Annotated in this window: 18 protein-coding genes; 11 read left to right on the top strand and 7 right to left on the bottom strand. The window is 49.9% G+C overall.

Translation table 11 applies throughout. The features are described 5' to 3' along the window. The first annotated feature begins 31 nt into the window (after window positions 1–31). Together SPICO_RS10235 and mutL are read left to right on the top strand one after the other, a co-directional pair. Window positions 32–2,794 (top strand): hypothetical protein, encoded by a 2,763-nt coding sequence (locus SPICO_RS10235; protein WP_013739031.1) that lies wholly within the window; start codon window positions 32–34, stop codon window positions 2,792–2,794. Between the two features lie 299 nt (window positions 2,795–3,093). Next, complete coding sequence (gene mutL, locus SPICO_RS02030; RefSeq protein ID WP_013739030.1) at window positions 3,094–4,974, top strand: DNA mismatch repair endonuclease MutL; 1,881 nt, start codon at window positions 3,094–3,096, stop codon at window positions 4,972–4,974. A gap of 76 nt (window positions 4,975–5,050) precedes the next feature. Here the strand turns inward: mutL and SPICO_RS02025 are convergent, their stop codons facing one another. From SPICO_RS02025 to SPICO_RS02010, 4 genes are all read right to left on the bottom strand, one after another. Further along, a complete protein-coding gene (locus tag SPICO_RS02025) occupies window positions 5,051–6,223 on the bottom strand; it encodes a 1-acyl-sn-glycerol-3-phosphate acyltransferase (RefSeq protein WP_013739029.1) in 1,173 nt (390 codons plus the stop codon). A gap of 175 nt (window positions 6,224–6,398) precedes the next feature. Then, window positions 6,399–6,860 carry an Lrp/AsnC family transcriptional regulator gene (locus SPICO_RS02020; RefSeq protein WP_013739028.1) on the bottom strand — a complete coding sequence of 154 codons (462 nt, stop codon included), beginning with the start codon at window positions 6,858–6,860 and terminating at the stop codon, window positions 6,399–6,401. Between the two features lie 11 nt (window positions 6,861–6,871). Beyond that, window positions 6,872–7,957, bottom strand: coding sequence for a 3-phosphoserine/phosphohydroxythreonine transaminase (serC, locus tag SPICO_RS02015; RefSeq protein WP_041394975.1), 1,086 nt, complete (start codon window positions 7,955–7,957; stop codon window positions 6,872–6,874). Between the two features lies 1 nt (window position 7,958). Beyond that, window positions 7,959–8,843, bottom strand: a complete 885-nt coding sequence (locus tag SPICO_RS02010; protein ID WP_013739026.1) for an NAD(P)-dependent oxidoreductase — start codon at window positions 8,841–8,843, stop codon at window positions 7,959–7,961. Between the two features lie 233 nt (window positions 8,844–9,076). On the opposite strand from SPICO_RS02010, the gene larC reads away from it, so the two are divergent. Together larC and SPICO_RS02000 are read left to right on the top strand one after the other, a co-directional pair. After that, entirely contained in the window at window positions 9,077–9,865 is a 789-nt protein-coding gene (larC, locus tag SPICO_RS02005) for a nickel pincer cofactor biosynthesis protein LarC (protein WP_013739025.1), read from the top strand. After that, on the top strand, window positions 9,862–10,326 hold the full coding sequence (locus tag SPICO_RS02000) for a DUF1893 domain-containing protein (RefSeq protein ID WP_013739024.1): 465 nt from the start codon (window positions 9,862–9,864) through the stop codon (window positions 10,324–10,326). Before larC ends, SPICO_RS02000 begins: the two co-directional genes overlap by 4 nt. Before the next feature lie 251 nt (window positions 10,327–10,577). Here SPICO_RS02000 and rpsU read toward each other — a convergent pair whose 3' ends face one another. From rpsU to recO, 3 genes are all read right to left on the bottom strand, one after another. Beyond that, window positions 10,578–10,787 carry a 30S ribosomal protein S21 gene (rpsU, locus tag SPICO_RS01995; protein ID WP_041395418.1) on the bottom strand — a complete coding sequence of 70 codons (210 nt, stop codon included), beginning with the start codon at window positions 10,785–10,787 and terminating at the stop codon, window positions 10,578–10,580. 68 nt (window positions 10,788–10,855) lie between these two features. Then, complete coding sequence (gene recJ, locus SPICO_RS01990; RefSeq protein WP_013739022.1) at window positions 10,856–12,982, bottom strand: single-stranded-DNA-specific exonuclease RecJ; 2,127 nt, start codon at window positions 12,980–12,982, stop codon at window positions 10,856–10,858. Between the two features lie 26 nt (window positions 12,983–13,008). Next, window positions 13,009–13,812: a DNA repair protein RecO gene (gene recO / locus SPICO_RS01985; protein ID WP_013739021.1), complete on the bottom strand. Its 804-nt coding sequence runs from the start codon at window positions 13,810–13,812 to the stop codon at window positions 13,009–13,011. A 168-nt stretch (window positions 13,813–13,980) separates the two neighbouring features. On the opposite strand from recO, the gene SPICO_RS01980 reads away from it, so the two are divergent. The 7 genes from SPICO_RS01980 to SPICO_RS01950 all read left to right on the top strand — a co-directional run bounded on the left by SPICO_RS01980 (window position 13,981) and on the right by SPICO_RS01950 (window position 24,341). Beyond that, complete coding sequence (locus SPICO_RS01980) at window positions 13,981–15,411, top strand: lipoprotein N-acyltransferase Lnb domain-containing protein (RefSeq protein WP_041394973.1); 1,431 nt, start codon at window positions 13,981–13,983, stop codon at window positions 15,409–15,411. Between the two features lie 142 nt (window positions 15,412–15,553). Next, the gene (locus SPICO_RS01975) at window positions 15,554–16,228 is read left to right on the top strand and encodes a response regulator transcription factor (protein WP_013739019.1); all 675 of its coding nucleotides are present in this window, start codon (window positions 15,554–15,556) and stop codon (window positions 16,226–16,228) included. Next, window positions 16,225–17,778, top strand: a complete 1,554-nt coding sequence (locus SPICO_RS01970; RefSeq protein ID WP_013739018.1) for a sensor histidine kinase — start codon at window positions 16,225–16,227, stop codon at window positions 17,776–17,778. Before SPICO_RS01975 ends, SPICO_RS01970 begins: the two co-directional genes overlap by 4 nt. Window positions 17,779–17,899: 121 nt before the next feature. Then, window positions 17,900–19,276, top strand: a complete 1,377-nt coding sequence (locus SPICO_RS01965; RefSeq protein ID WP_013739017.1) for an alcohol acetyltransferase — start codon at window positions 17,900–17,902, stop codon at window positions 19,274–19,276. Between the two features lie 174 nt (window positions 19,277–19,450). Beyond that, complete coding sequence (locus tag SPICO_RS01960; protein WP_013739016.1) at window positions 19,451–20,152, top strand: queuosine precursor transporter; 702 nt, start codon at window positions 19,451–19,453, stop codon at window positions 20,150–20,152. A gap of 194 nt (window positions 20,153–20,346) precedes the next feature. After that, complete coding sequence (lon, locus tag SPICO_RS01955) at window positions 20,347–22,998, top strand: endopeptidase La (RefSeq protein WP_013739015.1); 2,652 nt, start codon at window positions 20,347–20,349, stop codon at window positions 22,996–22,998. After that, window positions 22,995–24,341 (top strand): peptidase U32 family protein, encoded by a 1,347-nt coding sequence (locus tag SPICO_RS01950; protein ID WP_013739014.1) that lies wholly within the window; start codon window positions 22,995–22,997, stop codon window positions 24,339–24,341. Before lon ends, SPICO_RS01950 begins: the two co-directional genes overlap by 4 nt. The last annotated feature ends 35 nt before the right edge of the window (window positions 24,342–24,376 follow it).

Genomic DNA, 24,376 nt, shown 5'->3' with positions numbered 1-24,376 from the left:
ATCTTAACGACCTGATCAGAAAGGATGGGTTATGAGAAAAATAAATATGTCACGGATTTTATTGATAGTGCTGCTATTGGCTTCCGCGACAATTCCCGCGTTCTCTGCTCGGTTATTCATTGATGGAGAAACCGCCGATAGCGTCATCGTTTATGATAAAGACGGAACCAGGGTAGAAGACAATCGCATCTCCACCAACGGTCTTGAGGAGTCATGGCTGGTTCACGCCGTTCGTCCGACGCGCCTGGTTTCCGAGAATCTGAATTTCCGCGTCAGCATGACTGCCGGTTCTACAGTGGCGTTCAGCCGTTTTTCCTCTAATAAGCTTGATCTCTATGTGCTGGAAGGAACAATAAGGGCTAGAACCAGCAATAACCCTATGGTTGCCATCACTGTCTTCACTCCGGTATCCCTGTTCACCGCCCAAGCTCCTGCTGAATTCATGGTCGCCACGATGGATGATGAAGAATGGATTTATACGTTCACCGGTGAAGTCACTGCTTTCAACAGCATCACAGGTACTCTGACAGATCTTCATGACATGACGTTCCTGGATATGATCCCCGGTCCGGAAGAATATTATGGCTCTGGTCCCATGGTCGTCCCCCTTTCTCCTGATGTACCTGACGAACCTGCCACGCCTGTTTCTCCTGATGTACCCGACGAACCTGCCACGCCTGTTTCTCCTGATGTACCCGACGAACCTGCCACACCTGTTTCTCCTGACGTACCTGACGAACCTGCCACACCTGTTTCTCCTGACGTACCTGACGAGCCTGCCACGCCTGTTTCTCCTGATGTGCCTGTCGTACATGGCACACCTGTTGCTCCTGAGTTCTCCAGCACCATACAGGTGGAATTTTACACATCGGAAGATCCTGATTCTGGCACGACATCAATCATAGCTCCGCCTGATATCCCTGTTTTTTCCTCAATCATCGGAGTTGATGTAATTATTCCTGAACCCATTTCTGAACCGCCTACAGTTCCTGAGCCGCCTACACTTCCTGAACCACCTACAGTCATTATTGTTCCTGATGCACCGCAATTCAGCGATGGAATAAAGACAGATTTTTTGCCTCCTCCAGTGCCTTTGTTCGCTTCCACAATCTCTGTGGAAATCATGAAGACTACGCCCGATACTCCAGAATTCAGCACGTCACCATCCGTGACTTTGCTCGTTGCTCCTACGCCGGAATTTTCTTCGACAGCGACTTGGAATGTCGTGCCTGCCCGTCCGTCTACCCCTGAATTCTCTTGGAGTGAAGTAACGTTGAACGCTCCTGCTACCCGGCCGCCAGCTCCTGAATTCTCTTTGTCTGAAATAACATCGAACGTTCCGCCAGCTCCCGTATTTTCTGATGACTCCACCGTAATTGACAATCGCCTGAACACGGAAACCGTGGGAACCGATGCCCCTGTTTCATCCGGTAGTTCATCCTCCCCTGTCGTCGTTCCACAAACAGGAGCCGCGGCAATCCTGAGGGGTGACGCGCCTGCGCCATCTTTTATCTGGGGCGTTGACTCCGTGCTGTCTGGTTTCCACCAGGTGGAGAACGGTAAGTCAGGAATGTCTCTCGCTCTCATACCGTACTTCATCACCAATGGTTTCCGCCTGGGATTGCGTGCAGATGTTTCGCTTGTCTTTGACTCTCCTCTTTCATGGGGAGGAAACGTCGTTGATTTCGATACATCCTCACCCCTGTCCATCGGAGCTTCCGTCCTGCGTTTCATCGACCATATCAGTTATGGTTCCCGCTACAATGGGTTCTTCATTAACGCCGATGGTTCCTCCTTTCAAGGGCGTGACCATCTGACCGTGATGAGTGCCTATGACCCGAAATTCAGTTCAGGCAAGATTCTGCCTCTCAGACAGGCTTATAATTCAAATCTTATTGCCCAGGAGCTGTATATTGATGACCTGTATGGAACATCCCTTGTAGGAGGCGGTTTCCAGGCCGCCATGCTCCGGTTTGCTTTAAAGCCGTCATCATCCTTTGCTATCGGATTTTCAGGAGTCATGGGGTTAAGGATGACCGGAGGCACTCTTTCCGATATGCCACTTTTCCCCGCCATGGATGTTTCTTTCACCTTACAGGATACACGCGACCTTTTCCTTGGACTCTCGTTGACGCTCGGCACGTATGTTGATGCCCTGAATCCATCGTCTTCCACCATCTATGTTGGCACGGGTTCCGGTTTCGAGGATAAGTTCCCCAATGCACTGCTCAGCGTGCGCCTTGACACACGCATTGCCGACAGTACCCGCGCTTCTCTGTTCGTTGCCTACAACCATGGTGAACCCAGCACGGACAGGTTTAACAGTACGTCTTTCTCCGGTATCCCGCTTACATCTGGCAGTGATACGATTGTCATAGGCGGCGACATCTTGCTGTCTTTGGGTGTTTTCTCCCTGTCCGCCGACTATACGCTTCCTTTCGAGGCACAGGGGTTTGCCTTGGCGACCCTGAATCCGGCGCTTCCTAACGTTGATTCCACTCGGAAAGCGGATCGCGGCAGCATTGGCCTGAGCATCAACCTGAAATCGTGGATACTCGGTGTCGGCATGAGCCACATCAGCGTCATCGATAGTTGGAAAGCCTTGTTCTCCAGTAGCTCTGGTATTGAAAGCTTCCTCAATCCTGTTTATGCGGCATGGTACGCTGAAGGTGGCTATGACAACGGAACCTTCGGCATACGGGCACGTGCTGAGGTTCGTCAGGATGACACATCTCCCATCGGCATATCTCCCCTGCTCACCCTGAGCGGAGTATTGCACGTGGGCAATAAATAGGAACGGCCATTACCGATAGATGCTGCTTAATAGACTTTATAAAGACGGACCCATGCTGATGCTGGGTTCGTTTTTTTTCTGTTTTTATGAAAATCTTTTTTCCAGATAAGCACACAAGGCATCAGAAAATTCTTTTGGCGGATTGTCATACCTTTTTCGTACATGGATATTTTCTCTGTAGCCTCGCTCATGTTCCGAAATTCAGTCCTGATGGACACTTGTAATTGTATGTCCAATGAAACAAAACCCGCAAACAACATCCCTGCGACATTTTTTCTTTATCATGGTATGATAAGATCATGGAAAAAACAGGACGCATCAAACGGCTGGATCCCATTGTCGCCCAGAGGATTGCAGCGGGAGAAGTCATTGAACGCCCATCGTCCGTTGTTCGTGAACTCATAGACAATGCCGTCGATGCCGGGGCCACGACCATCACCGTCGCCATTGAAAACGGAGGACTGGATCTCATCTCCATCATGGATAACGGCTCAGGCATCGCTCCTGACGACCTGCCGTTGTGCTGTGAAAGCCATGCCACCAGCAAGGTGGCCTCGGTCGATGACCTGTATCATCTGTCCACCATGGGTTTTCGTGGAGAAGCCTTGTACAGCATTGCGGCCTGCTCACGGGTGACGATAGCCAGCAGCTGGCACGGACAAAGCCCATGGAGCATGACCGTTGACAACGGACGGAAGGAAGAACCCGTCCCCGGAGGGCCTTCCACTGGCACCAAGGTAGACGTGGAAGGGCTTTTCAAGTTCATCCCTGCCCGCCGTAACTTCATGAAAAGAGCCTCTGCGGAGGCGGCAAGCTGCCGTGCCGTCATGGTTGAAAAAAGCCTTGCCTTCCCTTCCATTGAATTTCGGCTGCTGGTTGACGATAGCCTCCGTGTTCATTTCCCTGTCACAAACCGCAAGGAGCGTGTCCTTGATGCACTGGCTACGGACAAGAACCTTGTGCGTTCCGAAACAATGGAATTGACCGACCACGCCGGACGCTTTGACCTGTATGCCGTCTGCTCGACCCCTTCTACGTTCCGTTCTGACCGTTCCCACATCAAGGTGTATGTCAACAACAGGCCGATTGAAGATTATGCGCTCGTACAGGCCGTTACCTATGGCTATGGGGAAATGCTGCCTGGCGGTTCATTCCCATACTGCTATCTTTTCATTTCCGTGGATCCTGAACTAGCTGATTTCAACATCCATCCGGCAAAGCGGGAAGTCAAGCTGAGGAACAAGGCTGAAATACATCATCAGATTGTAGAAATGGTCAGGACACAAGTTCGCCGCACCATACCACGTCTGAGGGGCATGATGCAGGAAGACCATGCGGCCGACGTGCAGTCCGACGTGCAACCGGAACTTGGCGCCTCCCCACGTCATCAAGGAGAACGAACCGCCGACACTCATGTCGCATCCAAACACGTCACCTATGGTTATGGTTCCGCTTCAGGATATTCGCCTGCCCCGTCCTCTGTTGCAGAAGCCCTGAAGAACAGTGGCAAACCAGCTGATTTCTGTTGGTTTGAGAAAGCGCGTGATTTCCTCCAGAAATCCGGGACATCGTCCGCCGTGACCATCAAAGCGGACAGAACCGCCGCTGACGCCACCACATGGATACCTGAAAATGCTTCGGAACAGGACTTCACCTACATAGGACAGGCATTTTCCCTTTTCCTCATCGCTGAGAAAGATGGAGATCTCTACATAGTTGACCAACATGCCGCGCATGAACGCATCCTTTACGATGAAATCGTGAGCCGTAAGGACATACAGAAGCTGATGGTTCCCTTGAGCTTCGATGTGGACGGAGATGTCGATGAATACCTCCAGCAGAACTCGCATCTGTACGCGGAGTACGGCATTGAACTGACCAGACCCGATGAACGGCAATGGGAAATCATGACCATGCCTGCCCTCGGCAAACCCGTGGAAAAACAGGTCGTAGACTTCATCAGCCACCACTGCGGCGACATGACGGAACTTGACAAAGGACTGTATGCAATCATCGCCTGCCATTCCGCCATACGTGACGGAGACACACTGGACAAGATGGCTGCGGAAGAAATCCTGCGCAAAGTCTTTGCCATGGCAGAACCCCGCTGTCCCCATGGTCGTACATTTTTGGTGAGACTCTCACAAGATGAGTTGAGGAAATCGGTAGGACGCACATAATCCAGCTGGCACATAATCCGTCAAATGCTACCGACGTTTAGCAGTGTTTGCGCTGACGTAACCTATACGATTCCCTCTATATAATAGCTTCCAGCGAACAGGGATATGCTCCCGCTCCTTCTGCGGCAAGACGTGAACGAACAGGATTGGCATAGGCATTGAGGACATAAGTGCGCACATCATGACTCAAGCGCTTATAACGGGCAAGGAATTTTCTCTGGTTGAGGGATTCATATTCACCTGCATAGTCCTGTGAGTCCGTCACATAGTCATAAGCAAAATAATTTGTATCCCAAAGCCGATAATTCATATGTATCTGCCGGTCGATTTCCGCAGCTACTTCATTGGGATCCTGAAAATTCCCTTCCAGCTTTGTACCGAAAGCAATATGAATGTTCCCCTTATATTTCCTTAAACCGCGAAGCATGTTGAGGATATCCTCATATTTACGTTTCGTATATTCGCCCCCGTGCAACTTCTTGCTGATTTCCTCACGTCCCTTGTTGATGTCACAGGGATCATATTGATAGCTGATTGCCACGGGCACAATATTACAGGCGTTGATCAAGTCGGAAAATCCAATGCCTTTCGTTTTGCTGGAAAGATACAGCATCTTGATGATGGAAGGACTTGTGACATCAATGCCATCCTTTGCCCGGCCGCTTTTCTGCGCAATCCAGATGGAAGTCTTCTCCTCCGTGATTAATTCAACGAAATAACGGGACAGCCGGATGGACTCCAAGTATTTCTCCCGCAACGGAAGGGTTCTCTTAACGGTGACTCCACCGTTGAGCTTGAAAAGATCCAAGGCAAGAGGATGAATCAGGAGATTGTCGCCGATGGCCATTTCACAGAGATTATGACCCTCGTTAAGAAGCGCATAGTCCAAGAGGGCACAGTCAAGGACAATGTCCCGATGATTGCTGATAAAAAGATATGGTTTGGAATGATCAAGCTCTTGCACTCCGCTGTATGAGAAATCATCCACCGAGCCTTTGAGGATGGCAGGGATGAAGATTCCTGCGGTAATGTTGCGCTGAAAATCATCATAGCTCCGGACTTGGGCAAGCGATTCCTGGAATTTGTCTTTGAAGACGCTTTTCTTGTACCAAGCGGTCAGAGGATTGGACTTGATGATCAGATCGGTGATTACATCATATATACCCGGTTTCGCCTGAAGCCGAGCAACCGCCGCCGCAATCTCTTTTTCATCATATGGCGCTATATCTGTGTACTTGCTTCTATCCATGCCTGCTGTCCCTTGCCCAGTTCCCGCGAATCACTCCGCGTTCTTTTCATTGCAGTTACCCCAAAGAGAAATCATGACACAAATATACACCAATTCTTAACAATTTAGAATGATATCTGTCGAGAGCTTATCTTTTGCGCACTATTTACGCATTCTCATATGCAAGACAGTGCCGTCACAACACGTATGGTACCCTATGGTTGCATGCTTCGTAGACCAGGAAAGTCTCCACTTCCATGATGTCCTTGACCTTGACCAACTCATTCTTGAAAAAATCAAGCAAGGTCACGCCTTCGTTCTCAGAGAGGATGAGCTGGACAATCAGGTCATACCGCCCAGTGACCACGACGGCGGAAACCACTCCCCGAAGTTTCGAGAAGTCGGAGGCTTTCTGCCCCAGGTCAAGGGAAGTCTTCATCCTGACCCCCATGAAAAACGCCTGGAGTCCTGATGAATGGGCAGGATCTATCAGACCGTTAATCTGAAGCGTTCCTTCTTCTATCAGTTTGTTCACACGGGAACGCACTGTATTTTCTGTTATCTTCAACTCATCTGCAATGACGCTGAAGGGCTTACGCCCGTCTTTACCGAGCCTTCTCAGAATTTCCTTGTTGGTCGCATCAAATTTTGTTCCCATAGTACTTCCTCTTACCCTTTGCGTGCCTGGAAGTCACGCATGTAATCAACCAAGGCATGGACATCCGCTTCTGGAAGCGCATTATAGACCGACGCCCTTAGTCCTCCTACTGAACGGTGTCCCTTGAGTCCCAGCATGCCCAGCTTCTTTGACTCGGCTATCAGTTCGTTCTCCAATTCCTCAGTAGCAAGGCGAAACACTATGTTCATTCGGGAGCGGAAGCGTCTGTCCACGGGAGAACGGTAGAACCCTCCACTGTTGTCTATGACATCATAAAGCAAGGAACTCTTTGAACGTGCCTTTTCATCCATTCCCGCCAACCCTCCGTTGCGCACTATCCAGTCAAGGACCAGTTTCACAGCCCAGATGGCAAAGACCGGAGGTGTATTATAAAGCCCTTTCTGCGAGACATGCGTGCCGTAGTCCAGATAGGTGGGTAAACCGGAATTGCGGCTCTCCAGCAAATCCTTGCGGATGATGAGCAGGGTTGCCCCCGCGGGACCAAGGTTCTTCTGTATTCCCCCATAAATCATGCCGAAGTCCTTCACCCGCACCGGGCGTGAAAAGAAATCACTGGACATGTCCGCGATAAGCGGAACGTTACCTGTTTCGGGATACGCCGGCCATTCGATTCCTCCGACTGTCTCATTGCTACAGATGTAGAGGTATGAGGCCGCGGAATCCGGCTTGAAAGCGGCAGGATCCGGCATGCTGGTATAATGAGAAGACGCGCCGTCATATGCCAGCCGGACGGTTCCTATGGTCTTGGCATCACTGGCCGCCTTGCCTGACCACGTGCCGGTATCAGCATAGTCGGCAAAGCCATCTTTTTTCAGAAAGTTCAAGGGTATCATGGAAAACTGAAGGGTTGCGCCTCCCCCAAGGAAAAAAACTTCATACTCGTCGGGAATGTCCATGACCTGACGTATCAAAGCCAAGGTCTCATCGTACATATCCTCGAACATGCCCCCACGATGGCTTGCTTCAAGCATGGACAATCCCTGCCCATGATAATCGACAAGATTCTCAGACATCTCCGTCAATACTTCGACGGGCATCACCGAAGGCCCTGCAAAAAAGATCTTCTTGCGCTCCACTTCACACCTTCCCTTCATCTTTCAGTCTTTCGATGATACGGACGACTTCGTCGCCGATACGCCCCAGGTTTTCCTCGCTGTTTGCCCCCACATGAGGAGTCAGCGTCACATGTTCGCATTTCAAAAGAGGATAGTCAGGCGATGGAGGATCGCTCGGATAGACATCCGCCGCATACCAGGAAACCTGGCCATTCTCCAAGGCATCTACCATTGCCTGTGCATCAATGCATAGTCCGCGGGCTGTATTGATGATGACCGGCTTGCGCGTCATGACTTCCAGAAGTTTCCGGTCAACCAGATGGTTGGTGGCGGCATTCAACGGCAGATGGACGGAGACATAGTCGGCATCCCTGACTGCATCCTCTACCGAGTCCTTCATTTCCGCATAGGGAGAACCCTTCTTGGAGCAATCATAAGCCACAACCTTCATGCCGAACGCAAGAGCGCGTTTTGCTACTTCCGTGGCTATATTGCCCATTCCCAGAAGCGCAATGGTTTTCCCGTACAATTCAGTGCGTTTGAGATTTTTCAACCATTTTCCAGATTTCATGCCAGCGTCATATTCGCTTATGTGGTTAGGAACCGCAAGCATCAGGGAGAACGCAAGCTCGGCGACAGCAATGCTGGAAGCTGTCGGCGTGTTCAGGGTCAAAATTCCTTTGCTGGCAGCACTCTCCATGTCGATGTTATCCATCCCTACTCCACCACGGATGATGGCCTTGACACGGGGCGCACCTGCCATCCAATCACTGGTACATTTGGTCTTGCTGCGAACCAGGACAATATCGGCTTCCCCCAGCCTTGCGGGATCTGAGGTCACTTCACCGAACCGGGATAATTGTTTTGGCAAAGACGTGTCGAATGCATCAGCAATCAGAATAAGCATGTATCATCTCCTAATATTTTGAGCATTCTAGAGAAAAATGATGAAAATGTCAAATAGACATCATGATATTCATGAAAAATTAAGTTTAGACGGTATAAATTTTGATATATAGTGAATAATTTAAATCTTTTGTAAGTTTCCCACAATGTATGTGTTCTTTTTTTATGTAAAATGTGAGACATTATGTTCAGTAATCATGTGGTAGCAAGAATAACCATAGGCAAGGGTTTTTCATGAAAACGATATATATTGATTGCAGCATGGGAGTCGCCGGCGACATGCTCATGTCGGCATTGCTTGAGCTGGTTCCCAATCCTCATGTGTTTTTGGAAGCAATCAACGGACTGGGCATTCCGGGAATGTACGTATCATGCAAGAAACTGTCGAGGCATGGAAGTGAGGGCACTCATACGGAAGTCCTGTGGAACGGTCAGACGGAAGAATCTGATAATGCTGTCTTTGAGAGAAAAGAAGATTTTCAAGATGAGACAGGCGGATTCGCGAAAATCGAGCATATCATTGCTTCGCTTACCCTCCCCCATGGCATCAAGAAGAATGCCCGCGCTATACTGCATATGATTGTTGAGGCCGAGAGTCGCGTGCATGGCATGGCGATACAGGATATCCATGACAGTCGTTTGGGAACGATGGATGCTGTCATTGATGTCTTGGGTTGTTGTATTTTGATGGAGGAATTGAATCCTGACCGCATTTTTTCCTCATCCATCCGCACAGGATACGGGGAAAATCAGTGGGGAGGAAAGATATTGCCTGTTCCAGCTCCCGCGACAGCTCATCTCTTGCATGGCATCCCGTTCTACAGTGGTGACACACGGGGAGAGTTCTGCACACCTACCGGTGTCGCTTTGATAAAATATTTTACGGATGATTTCCGTCCCATGGGAAACATGTCCGTCACAAAAACCGGATGCGGTATGGGAAGCCGGGACTTTGGGATTCCCGGAGGTTTGCGCGTTCATTATGGTCACAGTGAAGATACATCAGGAGGTTCCACATCATGATAAAAAGTTCATCCTCTCAAAAGCAAGGGGCGTGTGATGAAGCACTTCATTTAATTGAGACCGGCACGATAAGCTGCGTTGTCATACAGGATGATGCCATTGTCCATAAAGCGGATGGGCGTGGTGTATCTCCTCTTTTGAAACTGTATGATACCGCCCCGGAAAAGCTGAAGGATGCAGTGGTCATTGATAAAATCATAGGCAAGGCGGCGGCAATGATACTGGTGGCAGGTGGTGTCCGCAAGGCATATGGCCAGATCATGAGCGCGGCGGCAAAAAAATATTTGGACGCCCATTCCATTGAAACCGAATATGGACGCTATGTCGATGTCATTGAAAACAGGTACAAGACCGGAATGTGTCCCATTGAGCAGTCAGTCATTGATAGTGAAGATCCTCTGGAAGGATTGGAAAAGATACGGAAAACTGTCCTGACGCTCATACAGGCTCATGCAGAATAAAGGACTGGATAGAAATGGATTCCAGGCTATCATGAGTGCAAAGGGGAAAAAGTTTTTTTAAGAGGACAATATGGTTTCTCTTTCATCTTTCCCGTTCATGATGTGACACTGGGTGACGGCACTACGACTAACAGAAAAGTAGTGATACAGATAATTCTCTGACAGCATACAGACACATAAAAACAAAATCCCCCGCCTTCTCATTGGGCAGGGGAATCGTTACATACTAAATCACATGTTAGGAAGGTGCATCATACACTTTTCTGGTTGTGCAATTTGCGTACCTTCTTGAGCTGTCTGCGACTCATAGCCTTATTCTTGCGGTTGAGGATGGTCGAAGGCTTCTCGTAGTACTCTCTTTTCTTCCACTCGCGAATGATGCCTTCTTTTTCAACCATGCGCTTGAAACGCTTGATTGACTTTTCGAGCGGTTCGTTGTCGTCTACACGTACAAAAGCCAAATTAATCACCTCCTCTCCCGTCCATGGGAATAAATGCTAAATCAGCATGCAAAAAACCCGCCTGTTTGTCAAGAGTGCCGGACAATGTCCATTACGGTCAACTGCACAATCTCCGTATTGCGGAAATAGTTGCGGCCAAGCCGGAAAACGACATTGACACTATCCCCAAGGGAAAACTCCCTGTCCAACTTGTCAGCCGCCTGCCAGTAGACAGCCGGCCATGTATGGCTCCCGTAGGAAACCGACAGACGGAGATGGTCAGAGCCTTGCCTGTTGTTCATGGAAGATATATCAGAGATAATCGCACCCTCAATCATGAAATGTATGGGCGGATTCTGCTCCCCGTATGGCTCGAAAAATTCCACGACCTTCATGATGTCCGGCGTCATGAAACGTGCTGGCAGGGAACAGTCAATCCTGATACTTTCGCCATGCTCGTCCACGCCGTCCATCCTTTCCACCACGTCCATCAGCCTGTCCTTGAAACCGGACAGGTTATCCGTCTCCATGGAGAAACCTCCCGCCCGCGCATGTCCTCCATAATCAAGGAACAAGTCTTCAAACTGGGACAGGAAATCCCTGACGTGAAAATCATCAGGGCTGCGCATGGAGCCGGTAACCCGGTGGTCGTCCGTCTTGGCAATGACAAGTGACGGGATGCTGAACTGACGGAGCAGGCGGCTTGCCATGATGCCAGTCAATCCCCTGCTGATCGAGGGATCCTCAACCATCAGGAACTTGCCTCCATGACTTTCCTTGCTTGCCTTTGCCTTGGGTTCAAGACGTACCCAGACATCCTCTCCCATCTTCTGACGTTTTTTGTTAAGCTGAACCAGCTCTCCTGCCAGCCTCTCGCTTTCATGGGCATCCTTGCTCAGCAGCATCTCAACGGCGATGGACGGTTCACCCATGCGCCCTGCGGCGTTAATCAAGGGCGTCAGGTTCCAGCTTATGTCCGTCGTAGATAGACTCCGTCCAATGAGATTCTGCATGGCCATCAGCGGCTGGAGAGCTTTGCGACGACTGGACTTGAGAACGGACAGCCCACGCCGCACCAGGATTCTGTTCTCATCAATCATCGGCATCAAGTCCGCGATAGTCCCAATAGCCACCAAGTCGAGCAGGGAATCATAGTCCTCGGAAAGCAAAGGCTCCTTGTGCATGACGAACGCCATGAAAAGCATGTACAAAGCATCAAGCTCATCCCGACCCAGTAGTCCGTAGCGGGCGCCTCGGCTGATGCTGGTCAAGGCAAAGATACTCTTGCCCCGTATCTGCGGCAGAACTTTTTCCATCTCCTGACGCATTGACACACAATGGATGTCCACCCCGCGACCAAACGCCTTACGCAACTGACTGGTCTCCTCCTCCTCGTCAAGGACAAGGATAGGAACACCGGCAGAGAGGAACTGAAGCAGTCGGCTTTTTTCCGGAGGAAGCATTCCCGGCACGACCTCCTCAGAAATCCGATCATCCACAATCATGTTGCGCAAGCGCAACGCCCTGATGATTACCGTGTCGTTTCCTGGCTGGGCATGGAGAAGGATGCACTCCTCCCGGAAAAAGTCCGTATATGAGAACCGTAACGCCCAGATGCACTTCGCCGCTACCCCGCATCCCGCCAGATGGGAGAATGGATAGCCGCTCCCTTCCAGCTTCGGATTGATGATTGCCATGGCGGGCGGCAGAACATCTCCGCCTAGATGGTGGTCGAGAACCAACGTGTCGAGTCCCAAAGTCGAAGCATACGCAATCTCATCGTTGTTGGAAATTCCGCAGTCCACCGTCACCAAAAGTGTCACCCCGTCAGCATGCGCGGCATCTACGCCCGCCATGGTCAGTCCATACGGCTCGTCACCTTCGGGCAACTTATAGGAAGCATCCAGTCCCAGACGCTCAAATTCCTGATGAAGCAGCACCGTCCCTGTGATGCCATCGACATCCCTGTCGCCAAAGATTCGGACTTTCTCCTTATCTTCGACAGCCTGCTGCATCCTCTCGACGAACACTTCCATGTCATCGAAATGGAAGGGATTGTGCAGGAACGTCAGTTCGTTCTCCAGGAAGAATTTTACATCCTGGACTTCCTCAATGCCCCGTCGCGCCAGTATAGAGGCCGTGATTACATCCAGTCCAAGCCGCTCGTGCAGTTTCCCGACAGTCTCCGTGGAAACCCTTTTCTTTTCCCATGTCATATATATCAACCTTGTCTTTTAATTTCTCATTCATCATCGGAACCATCCCCGGAACCTTCATTGGAGACATTCCCGCTTTCATCATCCATGTCCATCATGCCAAAGCCAGATTCTACGGTCATCAGATGTCCTCCGGCAAAAAGATGCGCGTAGCGAACCATGTATCTCCTGATTCGCAGGGCAGTGATGTCGTTCAATTGTACGGCCACCGCCTCCCGTACCGCGCGTCCGGCTGTCATGGCAAGATAACGCCGTGCGCCGGGAGGAAGCAGCATGTCATCGACATCCCCGTTTTCCCGTGAACAGGGTGACAGCAGAGAAGCGGAAAATCCCAGAATCTCATCATGGGTATAAACCCTCTCGCTCACCGGACAGCGCGTCAGATCCGGCGCAATCCCCGCCAGATGGAGCAGATGCCAGACAAACTGGATGCTCGCCCTTTCAACGCTGGAAGGGTCTTCCTCCAGGGCGTCCAGGCATTCGGAAAGCAACAGGAACAGGGCGTTCCAATCACCGCCCGCCGTGCGGGTACACAGCTCCGACCAGAACGAAGCCGCCCACATGCTGTCAAGGCGGGAACGCACACCGTCATGAGGACTCTCCATCCGGGCATCCTTCAACGTATATTCCTTGCGGACAGGATTATGATACAGGAAAAACGTAGAACGGGAAAACATCTGCGCATTCATTGCCCTCTTGCCCTTGCGCGCCCCATAGGCTATGACATCTATGATACCCAAGTCGGGACAAAGCAGGGAGAGCCGGCGATGCATATCGCCCATGCGCCGTGTCCGCAGGACGATGCCGTCTACGGTCAGGTCGCGGTCCATGGCGTGTTTTCTCCTTGCATGGAATGAGAGTAGACGCTCACCCGTCCAGTGTCAAGTGAAGCAAGAAATTTGACTCTCCCCCGCGCCTCCTCCTGCTTGGAATCCTTTGCGTTGGAACCTTTCTTGAAACACTTGGTCGCCACACTCTCCTTGTGCTATGATGTTTTCATGTCATCATGTGGTTTCGTCAGGGCAAAATTTTTCATTGCAGCTCTGGTGTCGTTAATCCTACCGGTACTCCACCTTGGGGCAGTCAGCATGCTCCCACGGGAAACCCCCACGCTCAATTCGTCCAGGACACTCCTGGAGGGCTGGGATTTTACCGCTGAGGCAGGCACATCCGAAAGACAGGCATATGCCGAAGGACTCACCGTCAAACTACAGACAATCGGCAACGGTGACGCCGTGTGGGAATGGTTCGGACATTCAGCAATCGTCATTGAGGAACCGGACAAAAGACCGGTGATGTTCGACTATGGCATCTTTGACCTGGCCAGCGATAATTTCTTTTTTGATTTCGCCCGTGGCAGGATGTTATACCGTGTCATCAGCTCCGATGCGCTGTGGCGTCAGGACTGGAGCACAGATGTGCAAAGACGAGATGTCAGGACAATGGAGATTGAACTATCTCCCGACATGAAGCTCGCCTTGGTGGAATTTCTGGTATACAACACTTCTCCCGGCAACGACACATATCTTTACCATCATTACTATGACAATTGCGCGACACGGATACGTGACATCATTGACGCAATGACCGGTGGACAGTTTGGCGAATGGGCTCGCTCCATACCGGGAACCGGGACATACCGCGACCATGTCCGGCGACATTCCTATGCCAGTCCTCTCTGGGCATGGCTCCTTGACTACCTCCAGAGCAGCGTAATCGACAAGCCGCTGACATTGTGGGAGGAAATGTTCCTGCCGGAGATACTGGAACAAGCCATTCTCGATTTTCCCTTGAAAAATGAAGGAGTAAATGGAGGGAACGCCACAGCTCTCGCCACAGTGGTCAATGTCATCTCCGACACCACAGGACAGGGCATTCGTCCTGAGGTTGCGGACACTGCCCCTATTTTTGTTACACGCACGCTCATCTTTGGTGTCGCGCTAGCTGTTTTCTTCGGATTTCTCCACTATCTGCTCATACGGACAAAGAGGAAAAGTGACGGACATTCCCCTATTCTGCCGCGCATTCTCTACGGAGTTCCCCTCGGCCTGCTTTTTCTTGCCTTATCCTTTGTTTCCTTGCTCCTGCTTTTCATGATGTTTTTCTCCACTCACGATGTGGCATGGTGGAATGAGAACATCATTTTCATCAACCCGTTGCTCATCATCCCCGCAGTTTATGCGTTCCGTATTGCTTTTGGTCGAAAAGAGCATGAATGCCTGGTGAAACTTTCCGCCTCAATGAGATGCTTTGCCCTTGCGACCTGCGCCCTGATGATCTTCAAGTGCCTGTTCTCCGACACCTTCTTCCAGATGAACTGGAACATCATTGCTTCCATCTTCCCCTTGTACGCCGTCCTTGGCTGGCTGGTACGACCGTCCCTTCCCCTGAAAACTAAAAAAAGTACGGGCAAACTGACAGAAACATAGTCCTCAGCAATCTCGTTTATTTCCAGTTTATTTCCAGTTTATCTTCAGTTTATCTTCAGTTTACATACCGCCCAGACTGTAATCAATGATATTATAATGTAGAAGATATTGCAGAAAGCATCGCAGAAGGAGGCTCCTCGGCATGAATAAGATTCTGGTCGTTGACGATGACCCTCATCTTCGCGAATTGGTAAGGATTATCTTGCAAAAGGAAGGGTTTGCCGTATACGAGGCCGCCGATGGGCTTGAAGCTCTTTCAAAGCTGGAAACATCAAAAGCCGACCTTGCCATCATTGACCTGATGATGCCGAACATGGATGGCTTTGAGCTGTGTCAGGAACTTCGAGCATCTTATGATATTCCCGTGCTCATGTTGACGGCAAAAGGAGAAACCGCGCAGAAAATCAAAGGTTTTCAGGCGGGAGCGGATGATTACCTGGTCAAACCCTTTGAGCCGTTGGAATTGATGGCACGGGTGAAAGCACTGTTGAAACGCTATCAGATCATTGCCTCGCAGAATGTCCAAATTGGCAAGCTGATGATGAACCGGAAGAATTATGAAGTGATTGCGGGCAATATGAAGTTCACCCTTCCCCTCAAGGAATTTGAACTTCTGTTCAAGCTGGCAGGATATCCCGGACGGACATTCTCACGTGATACGTTGATTGAAGATATCTGGGGTTATGGTTTCGAGGGCAATGAACGGACGCTTGATGTCCATATCAACCGTCTGCGCCAACGTTTCCCGGAAGAAAAAACCGATTTCAGGATTACGACCATCCGTGGACTGGGTTATCGTCTGGAAGTAGATTCATGAAAAAACAAAACCATCAGTTTTTTTGGGAAGGCATTGTTTCGGAACTGTCCGGGCTGACAATCTGTTTTGTCATGGCTTTTACTGTTGTAATTTCGCTGTCATATATCATTGCCATCTTGTCAAAGATTGAAATGACGGATGATGTCGTGCTGAGCTTTTACCTGTTTTCTTTCATTGGGTGGATAGTGCTGTTCCTCTCCGCAAAGAAAAGCCAGCGCGTCAGATTGTTGCTTGGTATTGATTTCACGCGGAAACCAATCAATGTCCGGAAGCTCATCCTTACCATTACCATAATTTCAGTCCTGCTCGGTTGTTTTGCCATTGCATATGCATTGACCAGCACCATCTTCGGACTCATAGGCTTTTTACTGCAAGCCCAGTATCCACGAGTGTTCTGGGGACTTGGTTTTTTGTTCTGGATACTCCTGTTGGTTCTTGTAAAAAAACTCCTGTTGGACAGACTCCCTGTCGATGATCACCATATCAAGCGGCAGGACATTCTCCAAGGCATTGCCATGACGCTTGTCGTCGCGGCATTGATAGCGGGTGGAGTGGTCGTTGCATATTTTCTTGCTTTTGTTCTATACGCCGCCTATATGGGTCACACTGTACCGGAAAACGGTGCTACGTTCTTCACTCTCCTATGGCGCTACTCAAGCGTGGCGTTCTTCTTTTTTCTCCGCTGGTATTTCAGGCAATCCCCCATCACAAAGCACATCCGTCTGCTGTCGGAAGTAATGAAAGCCCTTGACTGCATAGCGAGAGGAGATTTCAGTGTACGATTGAATCATGACCTGAAAGAAAACGAACCATTCGAAACATTGGTCAAGAGTATCAATGAGATGACCTTGAGCCTTGAACAGATGGAAAACATGCGGCAGGAATTCATCTCCAATGTGTCCCATGAAATTCAATCCCCTCTTGCTACCATCAATGGGTTCGCCCGGCTTCTGTACAACGATGAATTGTCACCTGAAAAACGAAACCATTTTCTCAATATCATCGAGACTGAAACGATGCGACTTTCCAGATTGAGCGAAAACCTTCTGAAACTTGCCGCGCTGGAAACGGACAGCGTGAAATTCGAACCCAAGCCATACCGAATTGACAAACAGCTTCGCGCCCTGCTTCTCGGCTACGAACCGCAATGGAATGAAAAAAACATCACTATGGAAGCGTCTCTTGATACTGTGACCCTCACCGCAGATGAAGACATGATGAGCCAAGTGTGGATAAACCTTATCCACAACAGCATAAAATTCACTCCGGATGGCGGTAGTATACAGGTAGAATTGCACGAACATGGAAAGTCCGTCATATGCAAGATTTCCGATACGGGCATAGGAATTGCCGAAGATGCGCAGAAACATATCTTTGAACGATTCTATAAGGCGGATAAATCACGGGAACGAACAAAAAAAGGAAGCGGACTAGGGCTTGCCATTGCAAAGACAATCATAGAAATGCATGGAGGCACTATTACTGTGTACAGCAAACTTGGCGCGGGAACTACGTTCACAGTATCCCTGCCTGTATCCCCGCCGATGTAAAGACCTTTTATATTTTACAATAAAATTCATCGGGTTTACATTCAGTTAACACGACATCAGTATTCTTGCACACGCATGCAAAAGATGGTTTCCCTCATGCGATCAACAGGGAGATGTCAGAATGAAAAGATGGTACAAACTCGACAACACTGCAAAACTTTACCCAGCGGTCATGAAGAAGACAAATGCTTGTGTCTTTAGGGTTTCGGCGGTATTGGCCGAAAATATTGACCCTGCCACCCTCCAGCGTGCCGCTGAAACAACCATAAGCCGTTTTCCTACTATGGCCGTGAAATTAAAGACGGGCGTATTCTGGGCCTATCTTTATGAAAACACCAATCCGCTGGTGGTGCAGGCAGAAGCGACCTATCCCTGCATGCCAATCATGGGAGACAAGGAAACCAATGAATATCTGTTTAAAATCATGTATTTCAAACGCCGTATCTCACTGGAATGTTTCCATGCAATTACGGACGGAACGGGAGCCATGGAGTTCTTGAAGTCGCTGGTATATCAATATCTTCTTCTGATGGGAAAGGATGTCCGGGACGATGGCCTGATTCTGCTGCCGGAAGGTGTCCCCCAAAAGGAGGAAGAAGAGGACGGATGCCTGAAATACCATGATGAACATGCCAGAACATCAAAAGTAGAAATGAGGAAAGCCCGCGCCATACAGGGGACACTCCTCAAGAACCGGGGAACGCATGTCGTCCACGGTGTTATTCCCTCCTCTGCGTTCAAAGAGCATGCCCGTCGGCACGGAACTACCGTGACTGGCTATCTTGCGGCAGTATTCGCCCAAGCAATTTCTTTGGCTGATTCCCAACAGGGTTATGATAAATATCCTATTCAGATTGGCATACCGGTCAATCTTCGCAAGTTTTTTCCATCAAAGACGTTGAGAAATTTTGTATCTCAGGTCAGCGTCAATCTTCCTGCGTCTTCCGGGCAACAGGACTTCGGGGATATGGTGGAATCCGTGACTGCACAGATGGAAGCGACGCTGACACAGGAAAATTTATCTGCCAGGATAGCGACGTATGTCAGCTATGAGAAAATGCTTGGAGTGCGGCTGATACCGTGGTTCCTGAAAAAAGCCGTAATCAGCTTTATATCACAGCGGGCAAACAATGCCGTGACTTCTGTCATGACCAACCTGGGCTGCATAAAGCTCCCCCCATCCATGGAAAAACATATACTCATGATGGAAGTGCTTTTGCCATCCCAGGAGGCAGCATCCATCAGTTGCGGTGTTTGCTCCGTCAACGACAAGTTGAATATCTCTTTCACAGGTAACACGGTGGAATCTGATGTAGTACGACGATTCTTTGAATTGCTTCATGAACTGACGGAACTGGACATTGACGTTTATTCAAACGGATGGATTGAAAATGACACCGTTTCCATGAATGGAATCGGCAGCTATCCGGTCTACCCTGCGCAACCATTCGGCAGGAAGGAAAGAAACCGGGTGATTCTGCCCTATTTCCACAGCTGACGCAGCTCCCTGGCGCAAAGCCCCTCCATACGTGACGTTCTTTGAGGATGCCCATAAGCATGTCCACATACTGCTCCCGTAAACCCAAGTGGTAAACGGTATTTGACCTATTTGGTTTTTCCCGGTATCGTTTGTCTCATCTTTTCCACATCCTGTCTGCATGAGGAGCGTCCCGTGAAGAAAATTTCTCAAGAAACGAAGAAAATGTTCCTTTTCGCCCTGTTCATCACGTCAATGGTCTTGGTAAACATCCTGGGCTCGAAGATTACCACCATACTCGGCATCCGCATGTCGGTGGGTATTGTGTTCATGCCTTTCCTGTTCCTCATCCCCGACATGATTAATGAAGTGTACGGCAGAAAAGTGTCATATTCTTTCGTCCAGATATCAACCATCATGCTGACGTTCTATTTCCTCATTGCATGGGCATGCATTTCCATGATACCGAATCCCTCGTGGCATCTCCAGCAGGAATATGCCGCCGTATTCAGCAACAGCCTGCGGATGACCGCTGCCAGCATCATTGGCTTCCTGGTCAGCCAGAACATTGATGTGTTCCTGTTCTCAGTACTCAGACGAATCACTGGCGGTCGCGGCCTCTGGATTCGCAAGAACCTGAGCACAGTGGTAAGCCAGTTCGCTGACACCACACTGTTCATGTTCATCTCGTTCTATCGGCTGAACCCTGATTTTACCGCTGCCAAAGTGTTCTCCCTCATCATCCCTTACTGGATAGTGAAAGTAATCTTCGCCTGGCTGGACACTCCTTTGGCATACATGGGAGTGAAGTGGCTCCGTTCCGGTGGGGATGCGCCAAAGCTGGACACCAACGGGGATGTGATTGTAGATAAGGCAGAACTGGTTTTCCCAGAATAATGCTGGAAAATGAAGGAAGTCACACTGTCCGGCCATAGGGTCTTTCCTCTTGCCGGAAGTTTGATTATCTTCTCATACGTCAGCAGAGCCATTCCCTTCCGGGAAGCCCGATGAAATCTTACGGACGCTATGAGCGATACGTTCCAGGACGGACATACGGGATGCTGAAACCATAAGATACTGGAGGAACCTTGATGTCTGACAAGGAACTGCTTCCGATAGAGCAGATGCTTCCGAATAATCTGTTCATCCTTCCCTTGACCGGAAACCCCGTGTTTCCCGGTCTTTTCACGCCACTTGTCATCTCCGATGCCAATGACGTGGCCATTGTGAACCAGGCCGTCAATCACGGCGGCAATCTTGGCCTGCTGCTGGTCAAGTCGCCCGAAGAAGACGAATACAGCCCGGCCAATCTCCATACGGTCGGCACGGTGGTCAAAATTATCAAGAAGATCAAGCTGCCAGACGGAGGCATCAACATCTTCGTATCGACCCTCAAGCGCTTTGTCGTAAAACAGTTCTACCCTAGCGGCTCATACTTGGTCGCTGAAGTCGAATACCAGGATGACATTGAGGACAAGCCGGAAGAACTGCGGGCATGGACTCGTCAGTTAATCACTGAAATGAAGGATTTGTCCCGCAACAACCAGCTTTTCAGCGAGGAAATGCGTCTGAACATGGTCAACATTGACCACCCCGGAAAACTGGCTGATTTCCTGACCAGCATCCTCAACATAGACAGGATACTGCAACAGAATATTCTTGAGACCTTGAATGTCCGTGAACGCATCGAGAAAGTCCTGCTCGTCATCAAGAAAGAACAGAAGATTGCGGCGATGCAGCAAAAGATACAGAACCGCGTCAACCAAAAGATAGAGAAGAACCAGCGTGAGTATTTCCTGCGGGAGGAATTGAAGAACATCCAGATGGAGTTGGGTATCACCACCGATCCCCGGATGGAAGCTCTCCGCAAGATACGAGAGAAAATAGCAAAGCTAAAGATGTCTCCCGAAATCAAGGAAAGCGTTGAAAGTGAGTTCGATCGCTTGCAGAGCCTGGATAGCAACAGTCCGGACTATGCCATCACCCGCACATACCTGGAAATCATCGCCGACCTGCCATGGAACGAGCCTAAACCGGATAACATCTCCATTGAGAATGCGCGTAAAATATTGGAAAAAGACCATTACGGAATGAAGGATGTGAAGGAACGCATCCTGGAATATCTTGCCGTCCGCAAGTTGAAGAATGATCCAAAAGGCTCAATCATCTGTCTGGTCGGACCTCCGGGAGTTGGTAAAACTTCGGTAGCCTATTCCATTGCCCGTGCCTTGAAGAAAAAATTCTTCCGCTTCTCCGTCGGCGGCATGCGTGACGAGGCCGAAATCAAAGGTCATCGCCGCACCTACATCGGAGCCATGCCCGGCAAAATCATCCAGGGGCTGAAACAGGTCAAGACACGCAATCCCCTCTTTCTCATTGACGAGATAGACAAGATGGGAGTGTCGTTCCAGGGAGACCCCGCGTCTGCGCTGCTCGAAGTCCTTGACCCTGAGCAGAACACTAGTTTCAGGGATAATTACCTCGACCTTCCCTTTGACCTCTCGGATATCCTCTTTGTGGTAACATGCAATACGCTGGACACCATACCACGTCCCTTGCTCGACCGCATGGAAGTCATTCCTCTTTCCGGCTATACGTCGGAGGAAAAACTTGCCATTGGCAAAAAATACCTGGTGCCGAAAAGCCTCAAGAAGCACGGTTTGACACAGAAGGACGTCAAGTTCCCTTCCTCCATCCTCCGTGCCATTGCCGATGAATACGCCAGGGAAGCCGGCGTCCGCAACTATGAAAAGCAACTGGACAAAATCAATCGGAAAGTCGCTTTCGAGTTGGTTTCCAATCCTGATTGGGAGCGTACTCGCGTACGACACGAGGATGCGCAAAGCACACCGGAGAGGAGTGAAGGCGTAAGCCAAACCTCCGGTGATGAGGAACAAAGCGTCCAACAGGAAAATTCGCAAAGAGAACCAGTTTTGAGTGAAAATACAAGCCGAACCTCCGATTCAATCATCCAGCCCATCACCATTGACCGGCAGAAGCTGATTGAGTATCTCGGCCAGCCGATTTTCAGGGAAGACGAGCTAATCGCTGCCGACAGACCCGGAACATCGGTCGGTCTGGCGTGGACCAGCATGGGTGGAGATACCCTGCTGATTGAATCCCAGAATCTGCCGGGCAAGGGGGAATTGAAGCTGACCGGTCAACTCGGCTCGGTAATGCAGGAGTCGGCGAACATTGCTTATTCCTGGCTTAAGGCGTCAAGTCTCCGCCATGGAATTGACCCGTCATGGTATGAGAAGAACAGCATCCATCTTCATCTTCCCGAAGGTGCTACGCCGAAGGACGGTCCATCAGCCGGCATCACCATGACCGTCGCCCTGTATTCACTTGTCACTGGTCAAGTCATGGCTCCTCACATGGCCATGACAGGTGAGCTGACCTTGAAGGGCAATGTCATGCCCATTGGCGGTCTCAAGGAGAAGATTCTTGCTGCGCGGCGTAACAAGATACAAACAATCCTGTTCCCCAAGCAAAACCAGCGGGATCTAGACAAGCTCGACGCCAACATCAAGACCGGCATTACCTTCCATCCGGTTTCCGACATGGAAGAAGTCCTGGCATTGGCGTTCCCTCATGACAAGATGCCTCATCTGACCGAAATGGAAATCAAGGCCAGAATCGAGGGATCAGAAAAGAAAAGAGCCGAGGAGGCTGATAAAAACAGCTTAAAGATGAGCATTGCCATAGCAAAAGCGGTCACGGAAGCTCTGGGGCGGTCATGAAGGAACGTATGGAACCAGATTGCAGGGAATCGACCCGTATGGAGCTTCTTTCTCCTGCGGGGACTTTTGAAAAGCTACAGGCTGCATGCGCCTATGGAGCTGATGCGGCCTACATGGGATTGACCAGCTTCTCCATGCGTGCAGGTGCCGGGAACTTTGACGAACATGTCAGGGAAGAACTTCACGCATGGAAGAAAAGTCTGGCAGGACAGGGAAAGAAACTTTATTGCACGTTGAATACTGTCCTGCATGAAAGCCGGCTGGATGAAATGAAAGCAGTGATTTCCTCCTTGGGAGACTGGCCTTTCGATGCCTACATTGTCTCTGATCTGGGTGTCGCTTCCCTTCTGAAGGAACGGTATCCTGATTGCTCCCTTCATCTCTCCACACAAGCAAGCTGCCTGAACAGCGTTGCGTTGCGCGTTTACAGAAACATGGGCTTCTCCCGCATTGTCCTGGGACGGGAAGCAACGCTTGCTGACATCAAGATGATGAAGGACGCAGTCCCCGCCATGGAGCTTGAAGTCTTTATCCATGGGGCTATGTGCATGGCCTATTCAGGCCGATGTCTTCTTTCTTCTTTCATGGCAGGACGCAGCGCAAATGAAGGCGCCTGTTCCCATACTTGTCGCTGGAACTATCGTCTGGCACTTGAAGAAAAAGAACGACCGGGTGTCTACTACCCTATTGAGGAATACGAGGACTATACCACAATCCTTTCTTCAAAGGATCTCAATATGATTGACCATCTGAAGGACCTCCAGGAAAGCGGCGTCACATCGCTGAAAATTGAAGGAAGGATGAAATCAGTATATTATACCGCCGTAGTGACCCGTGCATATCGCAAGGCACTGGATGCCTTGTACGGTCTGGGAGATTCTAAAGACTGGCAGGCATATAAGGAAGACTTGGAAAGGGTCAGTCATCGCGCTTATACCACAGGCTTCTTCTTTGATAGCGGACCGGTGGAAGATGCCAGGGCAGCAAAGAAACATGCACAGGGACACGCAAAGGACACTCTCCAGCAGTTCGAGGCAGGTTCCGGCTATATCCGCGCTTATACATTCCTCGGCACGGTCAAGGATGAAGTTGCGCCAAACATCTGGTCACTGGACATCAAGAACAAAATTTCCACGGATTGGAAGATTGAGTACATAGGGCCTCATGTCCCCTTCATTGAGGATGATGATTTCACTCTTTTGGATGAAAACAAAGAGGCCACAAGCAGCGTGAGCCATGGTCATGCAGGATATCTCTATTCAAACCGTCCTATAGAATCTGGTTTCATGATTCGGACACTCATGGATGATGAATCGGCTCCAATCACCGGAACTCAGGCATAACTCAAGCATAAAACCTCTTTATAGGCTAAAAAACA

Origin of the sequence: Parasphaerochaeta coccoides DSM 17374 (assembly GCF_000208385.1) — a bacterium.
Lineage (GTDB): Bacteria > Spirochaetota > Spirochaetia > Sphaerochaetales > Sphaerochaetaceae > Parasphaerochaeta > Parasphaerochaeta coccoides.
Note: the sequence above shows the minus strand (reverse complement) of the source record. Positions and strands in the feature narration are given on the sequence as shown.